A 17,329-nucleotide genomic window follows, 5' to 3' on the forward strand; every position below is an offset into this window, starting at 1 on the left:
ATGCTGGGCTGCGCCGCGGACACCGCCGCCGACGGGCAGGAGGCGCTCGATGCGCTGGCGCGCACCGGCTACGACCTGGTGCTGATGGACCTGCACCTGCCGGTGCTCGACGGCCTGGAAGCCACGCGGCGCCTGCGGCGCGGCACGCTGACGGGGCAGGCCGCGGTGCCGGTGGTGGGACTGTGCATCGGCCCGACCTCGGTGGCGGGCGTGCGGGCACGGCACGCCGGCATGGACGGCGTGCTGGCGCGCGACAGCCTGCCGCCCGAGCTGTTCGCGACGCTGGCCGAGGTGATGGACACCGCGCAATCGGCGGCCGATGCGCGCGCCGCCCTGCGCGGGCGCACTGCCCTGCTGGTGGAGGACAGCGCCTTCAACCGCGCCGTGATGAAGGCGCGCCTGGCCGAACTGGGCCTGCTGGTCACCGAGGCGCGGCACGGCGCCGAAGCGCTCGCAATGCTGCAGGGCGGCGCCCACCCGGCGGTGGTGGTGACCGACATGCACATGCCGGGGCTGGACGGGGCCGAACTGGCGCGCGCCATCCGCGCGCTGCCAGGCCCGATCGGCCGCGTTGCGCTGATCGCCATCACCGCGGATACCTCGCCGCAGCGCATGGCCGCCGCGCGCGCGGCCGGCATCGACGCATTCCTGGGCAAGCCGGTGGAGCCGGAGCAGCTGCGCGGCGAGCTGACGCGCCTGCTGGCGTCGGGCGACGCGCAGGCGGCGCAGCAGGCGCTTCGCGCGGCCTCCGGTTCGCCGAACAGCGCGGCGGCGCCGCTGCTGGGCTGACCGCGGACCCTCACCTCTGCCCTCTCCCACGGGGAGAGGGAGTGGACAGCCTCAGACCTCGAGCCACTCCTTGCGCACGCCGGCGTCGGCGCGCAGCGCTGCGGGCGTGCCGTCGAACACGATGCTGCCGTGGCCCATGACCAGCGCGCGGTCGGAGATGGCCATGGCGATGGTGAGCTTCTGCTCGATCAGCAGCACCGACACGCCACGGTCCTTCAGCGTCTTCAGGTACTCGGCGACCAGCTGCACGATCTTGGGTGCCAGGCCCTCGGTCGGCTCGTCGATGATGATCAGCTGCGGGTCGCCCATCAGCGTGCGGCACAGCGTGAGCATCTGCTGCTCGCCGCCGGACAGCACGCCGGCCTCGGTGTGCTGGCGCTCCTTCAGGCGCGGAAACATGCCGTACATGTCGTCGAAGCTCCAGCGCGCGCCGCGGCCCTTGCCCTTCTGGCCGAGCAGCAGGTTCTGGTGCACGGTGAGCTTGGGGAAGATGTCGCGGTTCTCGGGCACGTAGCCCAGCCCCAGGTGCGCGATCTCGTAGGCCTTCATGCCGCGGATCGGCTTGCCCATCCAGCGGATGTCGCCGCTGCACTCCACCATGCCCATCACCGCCTTGGCGGTGGTGGAGCGGCCCGAGCCGTTGCGCCCGAGCAGCGCCACGATCTCGCCCTTGTCCACGCTGAACTGCGCGCCGTGGATCACGTGGCTCTTGCCGTAGTAGGCGTGCAGGTCCCGCACTTCGAGAATGGCGGCCATCAGTGCCCCGCCTCCTGCTGGTCGGCCACCGACGCGCCCAGGTAGGCTTCCTGCACGCGCGCGTCGGCGCGCACCCGCTCGGGCGTGTCGAAGGCGATGACTTCGCCGTACACCACCACCGCGATCTTGTCGGCCAGGCCGAACACCACGCCCATGTCGTGCTCCACGGTCAGGAGGGTCTTGCCCACCGTCACTTGCTTGATCAGCTCGATGAAGCGCTTGGTTTCCGCCACGCTCATGCCGGCGGTGGGCTCGTCCAGCAACACCACGCTGGCGCCGCCGGCGATGGTGATGCCGACCTCCAGCGCGCGCTGCTCGGCATACGTGAGGTTGCCGGCCAGCGTGTCGCGCTTCCTGTGCAGCTGGATCATCTCCAGCAGCTCCTGCGCGCGTGCGTTGGCGTCGTGCAGGTTGTTCAGGAACTTCAGGAAGGTGTATTTGTAGCCCAGGCTCCAGAGCACGCCGCAGCGCAGGTTCTCGAACACGCTCAGCTTGGGGAAGATATTGGTGATCTGGAAGCTGCGCGACAGGCCCAGGCGGTTGATCTCGTACGGCCGCATGCCGTCGATGCGCCTGCCCTTGAGCAGCACCTGGCCACTGGTGGGCGCGAAGCGGCCGCTGATCAGGTTGAATAGCGTGGACTTGCCGGCGCCGTTGGGGCCGATCACCGCCACCCGTTCGCCTTCGCGCACCGCCAGGCTGGCGCCGCGGATGATCTCGGCGCGGCCGAAACTCTTGCGCAGCTCGCGCAGTTCCAGAGCGTAGGAGGCATCGCTCATCACGCGGCCTCCTGGCGCTGGACGTCGTTGGCGATGCCCACCTGGATGTCGTCCCACTGCCGCTTGAAGTGGCGCCGCACCAGCTCGAACATGCCGATGCCGGTGGCCAGCACGAAGGCTGCGCCGAACCAGCTGTCGATGCTGCCCGCGTCCAGCGTGGCGCCCAGAAAGCGCAGCTGGTTGCCCAGCGCCGCATTCAGCTGCAGGTGGTAGACCATCTCGATCATGGCGGCGGCGCCCAGCAGCACCACCAGCGCCGTGCCGAACAGCGCCAGGTAGCTGACCCACAGCCGGCGGAGGCGGCCATAGGCGGCCACGCGCACGTTCATCATGATCAGGCTGGCGATGCCGCCGGGCGCGTAAATCACCATGAACATGAAGATCAGGCCCAGGTACAGCAGCCATGCCTTGGTGAATTCGGAGAACAGCGCGAACGCCAGCACCATCAGCACGCCGCCCAGGATCGGGCCGAAGAAGAAGGTGGCGCCGCCCAGGAACGTGAACAGCAGCAGCCCGCCCGAGCGCGCCGGCCCCACCACTTCCGCGGTGGCGATCTCGAAGGTGAGCGCGCCCAGCCCGCCGGAAATGCCGGCGAAGAAGCCCGCCAGGATGAAGATGAAGTAGCGCACCCGCTGCGGGTCGTAGCCGACGAACTCGACCCGCTCGGGGTTGTCGCGCACGGCGTTCAGCATGCGCCCGAGCGGCGTGCGCGTCAGCGCGTACATGGCGGCCACGCAGACGAAGGTGTAGATCGCCACCAGGTAGTACACCTGCACCGGCGGGCCGAAGGTGATGCCCAGCATCGGCTGGCCGGTGACGCGGTTGCCCGACACGCCGGCCTCGCCGCCGAAGAACTCGGAGAACATCAGCGACATGGCGAACACCAGTTCGGCCACGCCCAGCGTGATCATCGCGAACGCGGTGCCCGACTTGCGCGTGGTGACGTAGCCAAGCACCACGGCGAACAGCATGCCGCCGATGCCGCCCACCAGCGGCAGCAGGCTCACCGGAATGAGCAGCGCGCCGCGCGACACGGCGTTGAGCGCATGGATGGCGCAGTAGGTGCCCAGGCCGGTGTAGACCGCGTGGCCGAAACTCAGCATGCCGCCCTGCCCGAGCAGCATGTTGTAGGACAGGCAGGCCACGATGGCGATGCCGATCTGCGTGAGGATGGTGACAGCCAGGCTGCTGGTGAACAGCAGCGGCGCCAGCGCCAGCAGCAGCGCGAAGCCGCCCCAGACGGCCATGCGGGGGAGAGTTTTCATTCAGGTCTCCCGCGTTCCGAGCAGCCCGCGCGGGCGCAGGATCAGCACCAGCACCAGCATCAGGTAGGGCAGCACCGGCGCCACCTGCGAGATGGTGAGCTTCAGGAAGGTGCTGTCGCGCGCGCCGGCGCTGAACAGCACGCCGGCGTTCTGCAGAACCGAGCCGACCGAGTGGTCCAGCGCGACGGCGAAGGTCTGGATCAGGCCGATTAGCACCGAGGCCAGGAAGGCGCCGGACAGCGACCCCAGGCCGCCCACCACCACCACCACGAAAATGATGGAGCCCACCGTGCCGGCCATGTTCGGCTCGGTCACGAAGGTGCTGCCGCCGATCACGCCGGCCAGCCCGGCCAGCGCGCAGCCGGCGCCGAACACCAGCATGAACACGCGCGGCACGTTGTGGCCGAGCGCCTCCACGGTTTCTGGATGCGTGAGCGCCGCCTGGATCACCAGGCCGATGCGCGTGCGCTTGAGCAGCAGCGCGATGGCCACCAGCATCAGCACGGCGGTCAGCATCATGAAGGCGCGCGTCGCGGGAAAGGGCGAGCACACCACGCGCACCGCCGCATCGGCGCTGGCGCACATGGCCGCGGGCGCGTTGCCCAGCACCACGCGCAGGCCGTCGATCGAATGCTGGACCAGCGTGAAGGCCGCGCCCTGCAGGCCGGCCGGCGGGCGGAAGTCCACCGCCGTGCGGCCCCAGATCAGCTGCACCAGCTCCAGCAGCACGTACGACAGGCCGAAGGTGATGAGCAGTTCGGGCACGTGGCCGAAGCGGCGCACCTTGCGCAGGCAGGTGCGCTCGAACAGCGCGCCCAGCAGGCCCACCGCCAGCGGCACGATCACCAGCCCGGGCCAGAAGCCGACGAAGCGCGCCACCGTGTAGCCGACATAGGCGCCCACCATGTAGAAGCTGGCGTGGGCGAAATTGAGGACGCCCATCATGCTGAAGATCAGCGTGAGGCCCGAACTGAGCATGAACAGCAACAGCCCGTAGCTCAGGCCGTTGAGGGTCGAGATCACGAAAAATTCCATGGGGTCTTGTTGCTTTTCTTCCCTGGAGGAAACTGGAGGCCGGGACAGCGAAGGCCAAGAGAAGGGGCCCGCCACGTCAACCGCGGGGGGCCCCCGGACATGTCCGGCGTGCGGGCGTCAGGCGCCGCCCGGCCGCTTCATCTGACAGCTGGTGGGCGTGCTGGAGACGTAGCTCGGATACTCCTTGACCGGCACCAGCGTCATGCCGGTGTTCTCCGGGCTGTACGGGAACTTGCCGCCGGCCTTTTGCCACACCGTCATGAACAGCGGCTGCTGCAGCTGGTGGTCGGTCTTGCGCATTTCGACTTCGCCGTTGAAGCTGGTGTACTTCAGGCCTTCCAGCGCGGGTGCCACCTTCACCGGGTCGGTGGAGCCGGCCTTGGCCATGGCGTTGCCCAGCGCGTTCAGCGCATGCGCGAACGCCAGCGTGTACAGGTCGTCGTTGTACTTGGCCTTGAACTCCTTGGCCCACGCGTCCGACTGGCCGCCCATGTTGTAGTGGGCGTAGGCCACCTGGAACACGCGGCCCTCGCCGCCGGTGCCCAGCGCCGCGGGCGTGCCGGTGACGCCGGTGTAGTAGGTGTAGAACTTGCCGGTGTAGCCGCCTTCGTTGGCTGCCTTCACCAGCAGCGACAGGTCGGACCCCCAGTTGCCGGTGATGACCGTGTCGGCACCCGAAGCCTTGATCTTGGCCACGTAGGGCGCGAAGTCGCGCACCTGGGCCAGCGGGTGCAGGTCCTCGCCCACGATCTTCACGTCGGGACGCTTGCGCGCCAGCATTTCCTTGGCGTACTTGGTGACCTGCTGGCCGTGCGAGTAATTCTGGTTGAGCAGGTAGACGTTCTTCACGTCCTGCTTGTCCTTGATGAAGGTGGTCATCGCCTCCATCTTCATCGACGTGTCGCCGTCGAAGCGGAAGTGCCAGTAGTTGCACTTGCTGTTGGTGAAGTCGGGATCCACCGCGGCATAGTTCAGGAAGATCACTTCCTTGCCGGGGTTGCGCGCGTTGTGCTTGTCGATGGCGTCGATCAGCGCGCCGGCGACGGACGAGCCGTTGCCCTGCAGCACGTAGCGCACGCCCTGGTCGGTGGCCGCCTTCAGCGCGTTCAGGCTCTCGGCCGGGCTCAGCTTGTTGTCGATGCCCTGCACCTCGAACTTCACGCCGGCCGGATTGCTGGCGCTGAACTTCTCGGCGAGGAACTGCACCGACTTCAGCTGGTTGGTGCCCACCGGGCCCATCAGGCCGGTCAGCGGGTCGATCCACATCAGCTTGACGACCTGGCCCTTGGTGGCCGCGGCGGGCGCCGCGGCCACGCCCGGCTTTGCCGGAGCCTGGGCCTGCACGGCGGCGCATGCCAGCAGGGCGGAAAGCGCAAGAGCGTGGGAGGCGAATTTCACTGGGACTCCTTTGTGAAGAACAAGCGCAGCGTAGCCTTGCTTGCAGGCTGCTACGCTCAGGGATTGCCCGTAAGCAGGGCCGCGTTCTATCGCGCACGCGACAGCGCTGTCGCACGCTGCGGGTGCGCGGCCCCGGCTCAGGCGGTCGGCAGCGTGTAGTCCTTCAGCGTTTCGCGCAGGCGGGTCTTGAGCATCTTGCCGGTCGCGCCGATGGGAATGGTGTCCACGAACACCACGTCGTCCGGAATCTGCCACTTGGCGATCTTGCCCTCGTAGAACTTCAGCAGCTCCTCGCGCGCGACCTCGGCGCCCGGGCGCTTGACCACGACGACGATGGGTCGTTCGTCCCATTTCGGGTGCTTCATGCCCACGCAGGCGGCCATCTGCACGGCCGGATGCGCCATGGCGATGTTTTCGATCTCGATCGAGCTGATCCATTCTCCGCCGGACTTGATCACGTCCTTGCTGCGGTCGGTGATCTGCAGGAAGCCGTCGGGGTCGATGGTGGCCACGTCGCCGGTGGGGAACCAGCCGTCCACCAGCGGCGAGACGGCGCTTTCGCCCTTGTAGTAGTCGCTGATGACCCAGGGGCCCTTGACGTACAGGTCGCCAAAGGCCTTGCCGTCCCAGGGCAGTTCCTTGCCGTCCTCGGACACGATCTTCATGTCCACGCCATAGCTGCAGCGGCCCTGCTTGATGCGGATCTTCATCTGCTCTTCAGGCGGCAGCGCCATGTGCTTGTTCTTCAGCGTGCACAGCGTGCCCAGCGGGCTCATCTCGGTCATGCCCCAGGCGTGCAGCACCTCGACGCCGTAGTCCTCCTGGAAGGCGCGGATCATGGCCGGCGGGCAGGCCGAGCCGCCGATCACCGTGCGGTTGAGCTTGGAGAACCGCAGGTTGTTGGGCTTCATGTGGCCCAGCAGCATCTGCCACACGGTGGGCACGCCGGCGGCGTAGGTGACCTGCTCGGCTTCGATCAGTTCGTACACCGACTTGCCGTCCAGCGCGGGTCCGGGAAACACCAGCTTGCAGCCGACCATGGCGGCGGAATACGGAATGCCCCACGCGTTGACGTGGAACATCGGCACCACCGGCATGGTGGAGTCGCGCGCCGACAGCGCCATCACGTCGGGCAGCGACTGCGAATACGCATGTAGGATGTTGGAGCGGTGGCTGTACAGCGCCGCCTTGGGATGGCCCGTGGTGCCGCTGGTGTAGCACATGCTCGATGCGGTGTTCTCGTCGAACTCGGGCCATTCGTAGGCGGCGGGCTGGCCCCCCATCCAATCCTCGTAGCTCACCAGGTTGGGGATGCCGCTGTCCTTGGGCATGCGGTCGGCATCGCACATCGCCACGTACAGCTTCACGCCGGGGCAGCGCGCGTGGATGGCCTGCACCAGCGGCAGGAAGGTCAGGTCGAAGCACAGCACCTGGTCTTCCGCGTGGTTGGAGATCCAGGCGATCTGGTCCGGATGCAGCCGCGGGTTGATGGTGTGCAGCACGCGCCCGGAGCCCGACACGCCGAAATACAGCTCCATGTGGCGGTAGGTGTTCCATGCCAGCGTGGCCACGCGATCCGAGAACAGCAGCTTGGACGCGTCCAGCGCGTTGGCCACCTGGCGCGCGCGGCGCACCATGTCGGCCCAGGTGTAGCGGTGGATGTCGCCTTCGACCCTGCGCGTCACGATTTCGGCGTCGCCATGGTGGCGTTCGGCGAAGTCGGCCAGCGAGGAAATCAGCAGTTGCTGCGATTGCATGAGGCCCAGCATTGTTCTTGTCTCCGGCATTGGTATGGGTAACCGGAAATGCTAAGCCCATCGGCGCGCGCCGACCAGCCCTGTGAGGGACAACACCTAAGGAAGCCGCCGCGCGCGGACCAGGCAGATCAGGCGGCGGCGTCGTTTTCGATGAGGGGCCGGAAGTGCAGCGTGACGGCCGTGCCTTCGCCCGGCACCGAGCGGATTTCGATGGAGCCGTGCACGGACTGCATCACGCGGTTGCAGAACATCAGGCCCATGCCGTTGCCGCCCGCGCTGGCACGGGTGGTGACGGGCTCGCGGGTCAGCCGTTGCAGCACCTGCGGCGGGATGCCCGGGCCGTTGTCGCGAAAGCGCACCCATCCGCGGTCGGCGCGGTCGCGCCCCACTTCGATGCGCAGCATCGGCCGCGGCCAGCCGCGCAGCGCCAGGATCGCGTTCTTGGCCAGGGTGCACAGCACCAGGTACAGCAGGTCGCGCCGGCCCGGCAGCCTGAAATCGTGCGTAACCTCGCTGGACACCCAGGTGCGCTCGTTCTCCTCGAACGGAAACTCGTCCAGCAGCGACAGCACCACGCTGGACGCGGTCACCGACTGCGGCGTGGCGCCCGGGTAGGCGTCGCGCGCCGACTGCACGAAGGTGGACACCAGCGACTGGCAATACAGAGCGCGCCGCTCGGCGCGCTCCAGCGCGGCGATCAGCTCGCCGGCCTGGTATTCGGTGAACTGCGCCACGCCCGCGGGCGCGCCGGCTTCGGGGTGCCGGTAGCGTTCGGCCACCGTGTGCACGCAGCCGCGCACCGTGGCCAGCGGCGTGTTGAGCTCGTGCGCGAGAAAGCCCAGGGTTTCGCGCAGCGCGGCCACCCTGCCCTCGTTCATCGCCCGCTCCAGCGCCTGGGTGCGGTACAGCGCCAGCGCCTCGCGCAGGGCGTCGCGGGTGGTCTCACGGTCCAGCGGTTTTTCCAGGATGCGCAGCACCTTGCCCTGGTTCACCGCGGCGATGGCGACTTCCTTTTCCGCGTAGGCGGTGGCCAGCAGCCGGATGACGTGCCGGTGCTCCCGGTGCACGGCACGCAGCAGCTTCATGCCGTCGCGCTCGGGCATGCGGTAGTCGGTGACCAGCACCGCGAATTCGTTGCCGCGCGCGGCCAGCACCGCCAGCGCCTCATCCACGCCGGAGGCGGTGGTGATCGTGAACTCATCGCCGAACACGTGGGCGAACCACTTGCGCGACACCGCTTCATCATCGACGAAAAGAACGGCGGAGGCCGTGTTCTGGTTCATTTCGGCGGACTGCATTGCCGGGTTCTCATGGTTGCGATTATCGTCCGGCGCACCAATGCACCGGGGTCATGGGGTGTACGCGCGAAGGGCCTCGTCGGTTTCAATCGCCAGTTGCCGCACCTGTTCGACCCAGCCGGCCTCCTCGGGCCAGCGCCTGTGCTCCAGCATGGGCACGTAGATGCGCTGCACCAGCTGGTGCAGCGCCGTGGCGCCAGCCTCGCCGCTCATGCCCAGCAGCGAGTGCAGCGCCTGCAGGGTGGCTTCCATGTCGCAGGCGGCGGCGCCCTCGCCCAGCTGGTCGACCACGCGCGTCATGGCCGGCAGGTAGTCGCCGATCAGGTCGTCGTACAGCCCGATGCGGCGGTAGGTTTCCAGCCGCTCGGCATCCAGCAGCGGGCGCGGAGCCTGCGCCCGTCCGGCCAGCGCGTCGGCGGAAACCGGCTCGGGGCGCGCGGCGCGGACCCAGCGCAGCAGCACGTGGCGCAGCAGCTCGGTGTCCACCGGCTTGGTCAGGAAGTCGTTCATGCCGGCCCTGCGCGCTTCTTCCAGCAGCACCGGGTCGGAGTGGGCGGTCAGGCCGATCACCGGCACCGACGCATGCCGGCCGCCGCCGCGGCGGATTGCCCGGGTGGCGTCCAGGCCGTTCATGCCCGGCATGTTGATGTCCATGATGACGGCGTCCCACACCGGCGCCTCGGACAGCCTGCGCAGCGCCTCCTCGCCGTGCGCAGCCTGCGTGACCGACACGCCGGCCTGGCGCAGGTAGCCGGCCACCGCCTTGCGGTTCCAGGCGGCGTCGTCCACCAGCAGCACCGCGCGGCCGTGCAGCGCCTCGTCGGCCGCGGCGGCGCTGCGCGGACGCTCCACCGCTTCGCGCATGGCCTGCAGCAGCGCGAGCTGCGTGCTCGGCTTGGCGACGAATCCGTCCATGCCGGCCTTGCGCGCCTTGCCGGCCGCCACGTGCGCCGGCTCGGCGGTGTAAGCGACGATCGGCACGGTGGCAGGCGTCGCGCCGTGGCCGGAGCGCAGCCGCTGCGCCACCCCGTAGCCGTCGAGGCCGGGCATGTTCAGGTCCAGCAGGACCAGGTCGTACTTGTGCTGGTAGGCGAGGTCCAGCGCCGAATTGCCGTTGGGCGCCTCGTCGATCTGCGCCGGCAGCGGCTGCAGCTTGTGGTGCGTGACCAGGCGCTGCACCGCGTCGTCGTCCACCAGCAGGATGCGCTTGCCGTCGAACATCGCACAGGCGGCCTCGAACACGGCCGTTTGGCGCGTCTTTACGTCGTCAGCATTCGCTGCCGGAAACCGCAGCGTGAATTCGGTGTACTCGCCGGCAGCGGAGGCGCAGCTGATGCTGCCGCCGAAGGCGCGCATCACCCGGTCGCAGTACGCCAGGCCAAGGCCGGTTCCCCCTGACTTGCCGGCTGATTTAAAAGGTTCGAACAGGTGCGCGAGCGCTTCCCTGGTGATGCCGGGACCGGTGTCGCGCACCCGCACCGTGTTCTGCTCCACGGTGATCGTCACCCGCATCTCCGGGTAGCGCGGCAGATAGTAGAGGGCATTCTTGATCAGGTTGTACAGAACGAACAGGCAAGCCGTTTCATCCCCCCGAAAGCAGAAATCCTGTACCACTCGCGCCTCGACACGGCTGCGCTCGTCCTCATTGTCGAATCCGTACTCTTGTATCGCTTGGCGAACGATTTCGGCGCCCGAGAGATCTGCGAAGGCGCGGCTGTCCATCGGCTTCGCATTCACTTCGTCGAGCGTGATGGCAATCGTCTGAAGACCGCGCTGCACCGCGAGTTCGCCCTCGGCCGCATACCGATAGAGAGCCTCAACGCTTTCGCTCGCCAGAAGATGGGGCGCCTGCTCCGCGGGCTGCGGCAGAGCCTGCCGAATGTCTTGCAGGCTCTGCTTGATACGCGCCAGCGGATGGCGCATCTCGTGCGCGATCGAGCCTGCGAGGGCTGCTGCTATGCGTGACTTTTCAATATCGATTTGCTTTTCCGAGAGCTTGACGACGCCGCCACCGACCAGAATCAGCATGTATGCGGGGATTTGGGCAAGCAGATCGGGAGGCCAGGACGAGCGGGGGTGCAGCGCGAAATGCGCCGCCGCCGCTGCCCCGACGCCGAGAACCAGCATGACCACGGCGTTGCGGAAGTCGGCCACCATGACCAGGAAGCTCAGAGCGATGAAGCAGTTGGAAATCGACGGCACGCCGCCATGCCGTTGGAGCGCCATGAAGATGTTGAAGAACGGAAGGCAATAGATCAGCGCGATGTACGAGTACGGCAGGTAGTACTTCTTGAGCGCGGCAGGCCAGTAGTCCTCCAGTGCAAGGATGACAAACAGCACGATCCCGAGCAGCCGCAGTCCGAGGTCGTCGAACGGTTGCGGATTCGCCTTCGTGAATCGAATCAGATAGAACGTCGAATAGGCCAACGCGGCAACGATGCCGACGTACTTGAGCAGCGGTCTGCCCTGCCCGTGGTATGCCGCAAAATGACCGAAGACTGTCTTCAGTGGGTTCATGCCCCTCCCTGTTGCCAGGAGCCGAACCGGCCCCTTTCTTCGTACGCATCCCCCGATGCGACAAGCAGATTCTCCACTGTTGCGTGAATGAGCGAAAAAGTACCGCTCGCGCCCGCGGGCGCGACGGTGCCGATGGGGGCAAATCCGTAACGGCAGTACAGGCGCGCCAGCACCGGCGTGCATGACCCAAATACATTGCGAGCGTCGGTGTGCGACGACAGATACTGCACGCCAAGGCAGATGCAGCGCTTGATGAGCTCAGGCCCGCCCCGGTAGCCTGGATGCAGCGCCAGTCGCCCCGACTCCCAGCTTTTGCGCAAGAGTTCCGGATTGACCCCTTGCTCCGCCACAAGCGTCTCCAATTGGGTCAACCCCTGCTCCATCGGGACAAGCCTCAGCGTGCCGACCGTCGCTCCGCGCCATGCAAAGGCGCACACGATGCCGATCTCATCTCTTTTTTTTCCAGGCGCAAGAATGTGGGGTCTGCGCGCAGGGCGGCGGGCAGCGCGATGTCTTGGCGCAGGCTATGAATTGCGGCAGTCTCTCCCGGGGTGGTCAGGCGCCGCAAGGTCAGCTCACGCGGAACAACTTCCTGTCGGGTCAGCAGCCCGAGTTCGGGGGCGGCGCTGTGCTGGCGAGGCATCTCAGCGACCGCAGCGCCAGGACGGTGAGCATCTCGCTGACTGGATCTGGCCCGCGTGCGCAGGCGATGCTGCGAATCCTGCGGGCCCTTGCTGCCGCGCTCGACAAGCGCGCATGAATGCGAAACTGGTCGCCGATCACTCATCTTTTCTCCTATGGAAAACAGGCGGCAAAGGTACGACGAATTGCCTCATCGCGCGCCAGTTGTAAGGATACGCAAATTGGACAAGAAGCGGCAGGTCACCGTCGAAATTCGGCGGCGTCGGTGTGCGAGCTGTTCTCCTCGGCCCAGCCCGCCCGGCCTTCGGCGCCCGGCCGGCGACAATACGACGCCACGGCCGGCCAACCAGGCGCCAGCTGCGGTTGCGATGCCGCAGACCAACCCCAAGTAGTAGCGCTGCGCAGCCATTTGGCCAAGCTGGCCATCCGACATGCGAAACTGAAGGACTTTTCCGAAGTCGAAACCCCGCTGGGCCTGCTCCAGGCGCCGTTGGATGAACATCCGGCGCACGAGGCCAAGGCCGGCTTCCCGCCCAATTGGGCCGTGCAGATCGAAATCAGTTGCTCCTCATGACCTATCCGATCCAGAAAACCGAAGCCGAGTGGAAGGCCCTGCTGGCCGAAAAAGGCGCCGAGCCGCGCGCTTTCGACGTCACGCGCCATGCCGCCACCGAGCGGCCCTACACCGGCAAGTACGAAACCGTGTGGGCCGATGGCAGCTACCACTGCATGTGCTGCGGCAACAAGCTGTTCGACGCCGGCACCAAGTTCGACGCCGGCTGCGGCTGGCCGAGCTTCTCGCTGGCGGTGCCCGGCGCCATCAAGGACATCGTGGACCGCAGCCACGGCATGGCGCGCACCGAAACGGTGTGCGCCCAGTGCGGCGCGCACTTGGGCCACGTGTTCCCCGACGGTCCCACCGACACCGGCCTGCGCTACTGCATGAACTCCGCCTCGCTGGACTTCGCGCCTGCCAAGGACAAGTAAGCTCGCCCATGAAGCTGCTGCTCGACTTCTTTCCCATCATCCTGTTCTTCGCGGCCTTCAAGCTGTGGGGCATCTACCCGGCCACCGCCGTGGCCATCGTCGCCACCATCGCGCAGATCGGCTGGCTGCGCTATCGCACCGGCAAGGTCGAGCCCATGCAGTGGCTGAGCCTGGGCGTGATCGTGCTGTTCGGCGGCGCCACCATCCTGGCGCAGGACGAGACCTTCATCAAATGGAAGCCCACGGTGCTGTACTGGCTGATGGGCGGCGCGCTGCTGATCGGCCAGGTGGTGCTGCGCAAGAACTTCCTGAAGTCGCTGATGGGCGGCCAGCTGGAGCTGCCCGATGCGGCCTGGCGCGCCATGGCCTGGAGCTGGATCGCGTTCTTCGCCGTCATGGGCGTGGTCAACCTGTGGGTGGCCTTCCATTACGACACCGACACCTGGGTCAACTTCAAGCTGTTCGGCGGGTTGGGCCTGATGGCCGTGTTCGTGGTGGGGCAGGCGCTCTACCTGGGCCGCTACATGAAGGCCGACGCGGACTCCTGAGGAAAACGCCCACATGTCCACCGGCATCACCGCCGAGGCGCTGCGCCAGCGCCTGGCCGAAACGCTGGCGCCCAGCGCGCTGGAAGTCATCGACGAAAGCGCGGCCCACATGGGCCACGCCGGCTCCGACGGCACCGGCGCAGGTACCCATTTCCGGGTGCGCATCGGCTCGCCGCTGTTCGACGGCCGCACGCGCGTGGCCCGCCACCGCCTTGTGTATGATGCGCTGCGCGACTTCACCGACCGGGGCCTGCACGCCCTGGCGATCGAAACGCTCTGACATTCCCTCCTGCTTTTCCTGAAGCGACACCCCATGAAGAAAGTCTTCCTCGCGGCCGCCGTCGCGGCCACTCTCGGCGCCGCGCTGCCCGCGTTCGCCCAGAACCTCGCCATCGTCAACGGCAAGCCGGTGCCCACCGCGCGCATGGACATGCTGGCGGCGCAGCTGGCCAAGACCGGCCGCCCGGTGTCCGAAGAAATGAAGGGCCAGCTGAAGGACGAAGTGATCGCGCGCGAGGTGTTCATGCAGGAAGCCCAAAAGCGCGGCCTGGACGCCACCGACGATTTCAAGGCGCAGATGGAGCTGGCGCGCCAGACCATCCTGATCCGCGAGCTGTTCGCGCAGTACCAGAAGACCAACGCCGTCACCGACGCCGAGATCAAGGCCGAATACGACAAGTTCGCGGCGGCCAATGGCGGCAAGGAATACAAGGCCCGCCACATCCTGGTGGAGAAGGAAGACGAGGCCAAGGCCATCATCGCTTCCCTCAAGAAGGGCGGCAAGTTCGAGGACATCGCCAAGAAGCAGTCCAAGGACCCGGGCTCGGGTGCCAACGGCGGTGATCTGGACTGGTCCAACCCCGGCAGCTACGTGCCCGAGTTCTCGCAGGCGCTGACCAAGCTGAACAAGGGCCAGACCACGCAGGAGCCGGTGAAGAGCCAGTTCGGCTGGCACGTGATCCGTGTGGACGACATCCGCGAAGCGCAGCTGCCCAAGATGGACGACGTGAAGCCGCAGATCGCGCAGCAGCTGCAGCAGCAGAAGCTGGCCGCGTTCCAGGAAGAGCTGCGCAAGAAGGCCAAGGTGGAGTGATCCTTGCGCATGCCTTTGCACAAGGCATCAATGAAAAACGCGGCCACCGGCCGCGTTTTTCATTGGAAGAACAGCCTTACATCTTGTCGATCACGACCTTGGTAGTCGGCATGAGGCTGCCGTAGGGCACGCTACCGCTGACGGACGACTTGATGTTCGTGCCGCCGGCGAGTAAGGCACGCCGCTGGTGTGCCCCGTCCAGGTGGTGGCGAGCGAGCGGCTGAGCGGCGTGAGGCTGGATGCTGCGCAGCTCAGACCATCGGCGGATCGGTTTCGCGCGCGAAGTTGCGCGGCCCCGCCAGCGCCGTGAGGAACGCCTGGCCGGAGCTCGCATCCAGGCTGCCGGCCACGATCAGCGACGCGTCCTCCTGGCCTTTCGGCGCTGCCACCGGCACGCCGGCCTGCTCCAGCAGCGTGCGCGAGGCGCCCAGCACCAGCAGCGGCTTGCAATGGCGGTACTGGTCGCGGATGAACTCCGCCGTGTGGCCGTCGCGCGCCAGCGCCGCCACGGCATCCGCGCCGTCCGGCAGCACCAGGGCGTCGAACAGGAAACCGGGCTCGTTTTCCAGCGAAGCGTCGGCGTCCAGCATCTCGCCCGACAGCGTGCGCACTGGCCCGATGCGCGGCGCCACCAGGCGGCCGACCGCGCCGTTCTTGGCCAGCGCCTCCTGCATGCGCGCCACCGCGTCGCCGTCCACGCCATCGGCCACCAGCAGCGCCACCTTGCGGCCGCGCACGCTGCCGTCGCCGGGCCGCGCCATCAGCGAGAGCGCAGGCGAGGCCGTCACTTCCGGCTGCGCCGGGTTCGCCAGCGCGCGCGGCAGCGGCGACGGCACCTCGCGCATGCCCAGCCCTTCGGCGACCTGCTGCGCCAGCGCCTCCGACGCGTTGCGCAGCGACGCCACCATGCGCTGGCGGATCGCCGGCACCGTCACCTTGGACAGCTCGAAGCGGAAGGCCGCGGCGATGTGCGCCTGCTCGGCTGCCGTCTGGCTGTCGAAGAACAGCGTGGCCTGGGTGTAGTGGTCAGCAAACTTCTCTGGCTTGGCGCGCACCTTGCCCTGCTCCTCGTCGGCGCGGATGCGCGCCGGCACCGAGACGAAGCCCTGCGCCGCGCCGGCCTGGAACGGGCAGCCGCCGGCCAGCGAGTTCGGCTCGTACGACACGCGGCCGCGAGGGATGGCCTGGCGGTGCATGCCGTCGCGCTGGTTGTTGTGCACCGGCGCGATCGGCGAATTGATCGGGATCTCGTGGAAGTTGGGGCCGCCCAGGCGCGAAATCTGCGTGTCCACGTAAGAGTGGATGCGCCCGGCCAGCAGCGGGTCGTTGGAGAAGTCGATGCCCGGCACCACGTGCGCGGTGCAGAAGGCCACCTGCTCGGTCTCGGCAAAGAAGTTGTCCGGGTTGCGGTCCAGCACCATCCGGCCCACGACGCGCACCGGCACCAGTTCTTCCGGAATGATCTTGGTGGCGTCCAGGATGTCGAAGCTGAATTGCTCGGCCTGTTCCTCGGTGAAGACCTGCAGGCCCAGCTCGTATTCGGGGTAGTTGCCGGCCTCGATGCGCTCCCACAGGTCGCGCCGGTGGAAGTCCGGGTCGGCGCCGGAGATCTTCACCGCCTCGTCCCAGGTCAGCGAATGCGTGCCGGCCTTGGGCGTCCAGTGGAACTTGACGAACACCGACTCACCCTGCGCATTGACCATGCGGAAGCTGTGCACGCCGAAGCCCTGCATGGTGGCGTAGCTGCGCGGAATGGCGCGGTCGCTCATCACCCACATCAGCATGTGGGTGGATTCGGGCATCAGCGACACGAAGTCCCAGAAGGTGTCGTGCGCACTCGCCGCCTGCGGCATCTGGTTGTGCGGTTCGGGCTTGACGGCATGCACCAGGTCGGGAAACTTCATCGCGTCCTGGATGAAGAACACCGGGATGTTGTTGCCCACCAGGTCCCAGTTGCCCTCGTCGGTGTAGAACTTCACCGCGAAGCCGCGCACGTCGCGTGCCGTGTCCTTGGAGCCGCGTTCGCCCTGCACGGTGGAAAAGCGCACGAACACCGGCGTGCGCTTGCCGGCTTCCTTGAAGGGCGCCGCGCGCGTGAGGTCGGTGAGCGCCTCGTAGCTCTCGAAGTAGCCGTGCGCGCCCGAGCCGCGCGCATGCACGATGCGCTCGGGAATGCGCTCGTGGTCGAAGTGGGTGATCTTCTCGCGCAGGACGAAGTCTTCCAGCAGGGCCGGGCCGCGCACGCCGTACTTCAGCGAGTTCTGGTTGTCGGCGACGGGCACGCCCTGGTTGGTGGTGAGCACCTGGCCGCTGGAGTCCACGCGCACGCGGTCCAGCGGCGCGATGGTGGCGTTCTTGCCCTGCAATGCAATGGTGCCGACCTTGTCCGAGCTGTTGGCTTCCGACAAGGTGCCGGCGGTCGGCAGGCGCGAGGCCGGCTCGGCGGTGGCGCCGCGCTGCGGCGC

General features: G+C 67.4%; 15 protein-coding genes. 6 read left to right on the forward strand and 9 right to left on the reverse strand.

The window, feature by feature from the left end; translation table 11 throughout:
* Positions 1-789: response regulator (locus tag H0U68_RS11425; protein ID WP_296355645.1), on the forward strand; the 789-nt coding region annotated here is incomplete at its 5' end.
* A 51-nt stretch (positions 790-840) separates the two neighbouring features.
* Here the strand turns inward: H0U68_RS11425 and H0U68_RS11430 are convergent.
* The 8 genes from H0U68_RS11430 to H0U68_RS11465 all read right to left on the reverse strand — a co-directional run bounded on the left by H0U68_RS11430 (position 841) and on the right by H0U68_RS11465 (position 11,777).
* Positions 841-1,536, reverse strand: coding sequence for an ABC transporter ATP-binding protein (locus H0U68_RS11430; protein WP_296355667.1), 696 nt, complete (start codon positions 1,534-1,536; stop codon positions 841-843).
* Positions 1,537-1,544: 8 nt separating this feature from the next.
* Positions 1,545-2,324, reverse strand: coding sequence for an ABC transporter ATP-binding protein (locus tag H0U68_RS11435; RefSeq protein WP_296355646.1), 780 nt, complete (start codon positions 2,322-2,324; stop codon positions 1,545-1,547).
* A complete protein-coding gene (locus H0U68_RS11440) occupies positions 2,324-3,589 on the reverse strand; it encodes a branched-chain amino acid ABC transporter permease (RefSeq protein ID WP_296355649.1) in 1,266 nt (421 codons plus the stop codon). The genes H0U68_RS11435 and H0U68_RS11440 overlap by 1 nt, the downstream gene beginning before the upstream one ends.
* Positions 3,590-4,624, reverse strand: a complete 1,035-nt coding sequence (locus H0U68_RS11445; protein WP_296355650.1) for a branched-chain amino acid ABC transporter permease — start codon at positions 4,622-4,624, stop codon at positions 3,590-3,592. It lies immediately after the preceding gene.
* A 117-nt stretch (positions 4,625-4,741) separates the two neighbouring features.
* The gene (locus tag H0U68_RS11450) at positions 4,742-6,022 is read right to left on the reverse strand and encodes a branched-chain amino acid ABC transporter substrate-binding protein (protein ID WP_296355652.1); all 1,281 of its coding nucleotides are present in this window, start codon (positions 6,020-6,022) and stop codon (positions 4,742-4,744) included.
* A gap of 137 nt (positions 6,023-6,159) precedes the next feature.
* Positions 6,160-7,791: a 3-(methylthio)propionyl-CoA ligase gene (locus H0U68_RS11455; protein WP_296355653.1), complete on the reverse strand. Its 1,632-nt coding sequence runs from the start codon at positions 7,789-7,791 to the stop codon at positions 6,160-6,162.
* A 116-nt stretch (positions 7,792-7,907) separates the two neighbouring features.
* The gene (locus tag H0U68_RS11460; RefSeq protein ID WP_296355654.1) at positions 7,908-9,077 is read right to left on the reverse strand and encodes a hybrid sensor histidine kinase/response regulator; all 1,170 of its coding nucleotides are present in this window, start codon (positions 9,075-9,077) and stop codon (positions 7,908-7,910) included.
* A 51-nt stretch (positions 9,078-9,128) separates the two neighbouring features.
* Positions 9,129-11,777 carry a hybrid sensor histidine kinase/response regulator gene (locus H0U68_RS11465; RefSeq protein ID WP_296355656.1) on the reverse strand — a complete coding sequence of 883 codons (2,649 nt, stop codon included), beginning with the start codon at positions 11,775-11,777 and terminating at the stop codon, positions 9,129-9,131.
* 577 nt (positions 11,778-12,354) lie between these two features.
* Between H0U68_RS11465 and H0U68_RS24385 the strand changes: the two genes are divergently transcribed.
* Genes H0U68_RS24385 through H0U68_RS11490 form a run of 5 tightly spaced genes read left to right on the forward strand, consistent with a single transcriptional unit; the run spans position 12,355 to position 14,864 of the window.
* Positions 12,355-12,810 carry a hypothetical protein gene (locus H0U68_RS24385; RefSeq protein ID WP_365731423.1) on the forward strand — a complete coding sequence of 152 codons (456 nt, stop codon included), beginning with the start codon at positions 12,355-12,357 and terminating at the stop codon, positions 12,808-12,810.
* The gene (msrB, locus tag H0U68_RS11475; protein WP_296355658.1) at positions 12,807-13,223 is read left to right on the forward strand and encodes a peptide-methionine (R)-S-oxide reductase MsrB; all 417 of its coding nucleotides are present in this window, start codon (positions 12,807-12,809) and stop codon (positions 13,221-13,223) included. Before H0U68_RS24385 ends, msrB begins: the two co-directional genes overlap by 4 nt.
* An 8-nt stretch (positions 13,224-13,231) precedes the next feature.
* Complete coding sequence (locus H0U68_RS11480) at positions 13,232-13,771, forward strand: septation protein A (RefSeq protein WP_296355659.1); 540 nt, start codon at positions 13,232-13,234, stop codon at positions 13,769-13,771.
* A gap of 13 nt (positions 13,772-13,784) precedes the next feature.
* Positions 13,785-14,051 (forward strand): BolA family protein, encoded by a 267-nt coding sequence (locus H0U68_RS11485; protein ID WP_296355661.1) that lies wholly within the window; start codon positions 13,785-13,787, stop codon positions 14,049-14,051.
* A 33-nt stretch (positions 14,052-14,084) separates the two neighbouring features.
* A complete protein-coding gene (locus tag H0U68_RS11490; RefSeq protein WP_296355663.1) occupies positions 14,085-14,864 on the forward strand; it encodes a peptidylprolyl isomerase in 780 nt (259 codons plus the stop codon).
* A 251-nt stretch (positions 14,865-15,115) separates the two neighbouring features.
* Here the strand turns inward: H0U68_RS11490 and H0U68_RS11495 are convergent.
* On the reverse strand, positions 15,116-17,329 hold a 2,214-nt coding region (locus tag H0U68_RS11495; RefSeq protein WP_296355664.1), incomplete at its 5' end, for a catalase.

The sequence above is a fragment of the Ramlibacter sp. genome, from assembly GCF_013697775.1.
Lineage (GTDB): Bacteria > Pseudomonadota > Gammaproteobacteria > Burkholderiales > Burkholderiaceae_C > Ramlibacter.

Excerpts from the sequence above, each read along its gene's own strand:
- H0U68_RS11455 (WP_296355653.1), bottom strand. The coding sequence starts at position 7,791 with ATGCTGGGCCTCATGCAATCGCAGCAACTGCTGATTTCCTCGCTGGCC.
- H0U68_RS11465 (WP_296355656.1), bottom strand. The coding sequence starts at position 11,777 with ATGCACGCCGGTGCTGGCGCGCCTGTACTGCCGTTACGGATTTGCCCC.
- H0U68_RS11435 (WP_296355646.1), bottom strand. The coding sequence starts at position 2,324 with ATGAGCGATGCCTCCTACGCTCTGGAACTGCGCGAGCTGCGCAAGAGT.
- msrB (WP_296355658.1), top strand. The coding sequence starts at position 12,807 with ATGACCTATCCGATCCAGAAAACCGAAGCCGAGTGGAAGGCCCTGCTG.
- H0U68_RS11490 (WP_296355663.1), top strand. The coding sequence starts at position 14,085 with ATGAAGAAAGTCTTCCTCGCGGCCGCCGTCGCGGCCACTCTCGGCGCC.
- H0U68_RS11445 (WP_296355650.1), bottom strand. The coding sequence starts at position 4,624 with ATGGAATTTTTCGTGATCTCGACCCTCAACGGCCTGAGCTACGGGCTG.
- H0U68_RS11460 (WP_296355654.1), bottom strand. The coding sequence starts at position 9,077 with ATGCAGTCCGCCGAAATGAACCAGAACACGGCCTCCGCCGTTCTTTTC.
- H0U68_RS11480 (WP_296355659.1), top strand. The coding sequence starts at position 13,232 with ATGAAGCTGCTGCTCGACTTCTTTCCCATCATCCTGTTCTTCGCGGCC.
- H0U68_RS11485 (WP_296355661.1), top strand. The coding sequence starts at position 13,785 with ATGTCCACCGGCATCACCGCCGAGGCGCTGCGCCAGCGCCTGGCCGAA.
- H0U68_RS24385 (WP_365731423.1), top strand. The coding sequence starts at position 12,355 with ATGCGAAACTGGTCGCCGATCACTCATCTTTTCTCCTATGGAAAACAG.
- H0U68_RS11440 (WP_296355649.1), bottom strand. The coding sequence starts at position 3,589 with ATGAAAACTCTCCCCCGCATGGCCGTCTGGGGCGGCTTCGCGCTGCTG.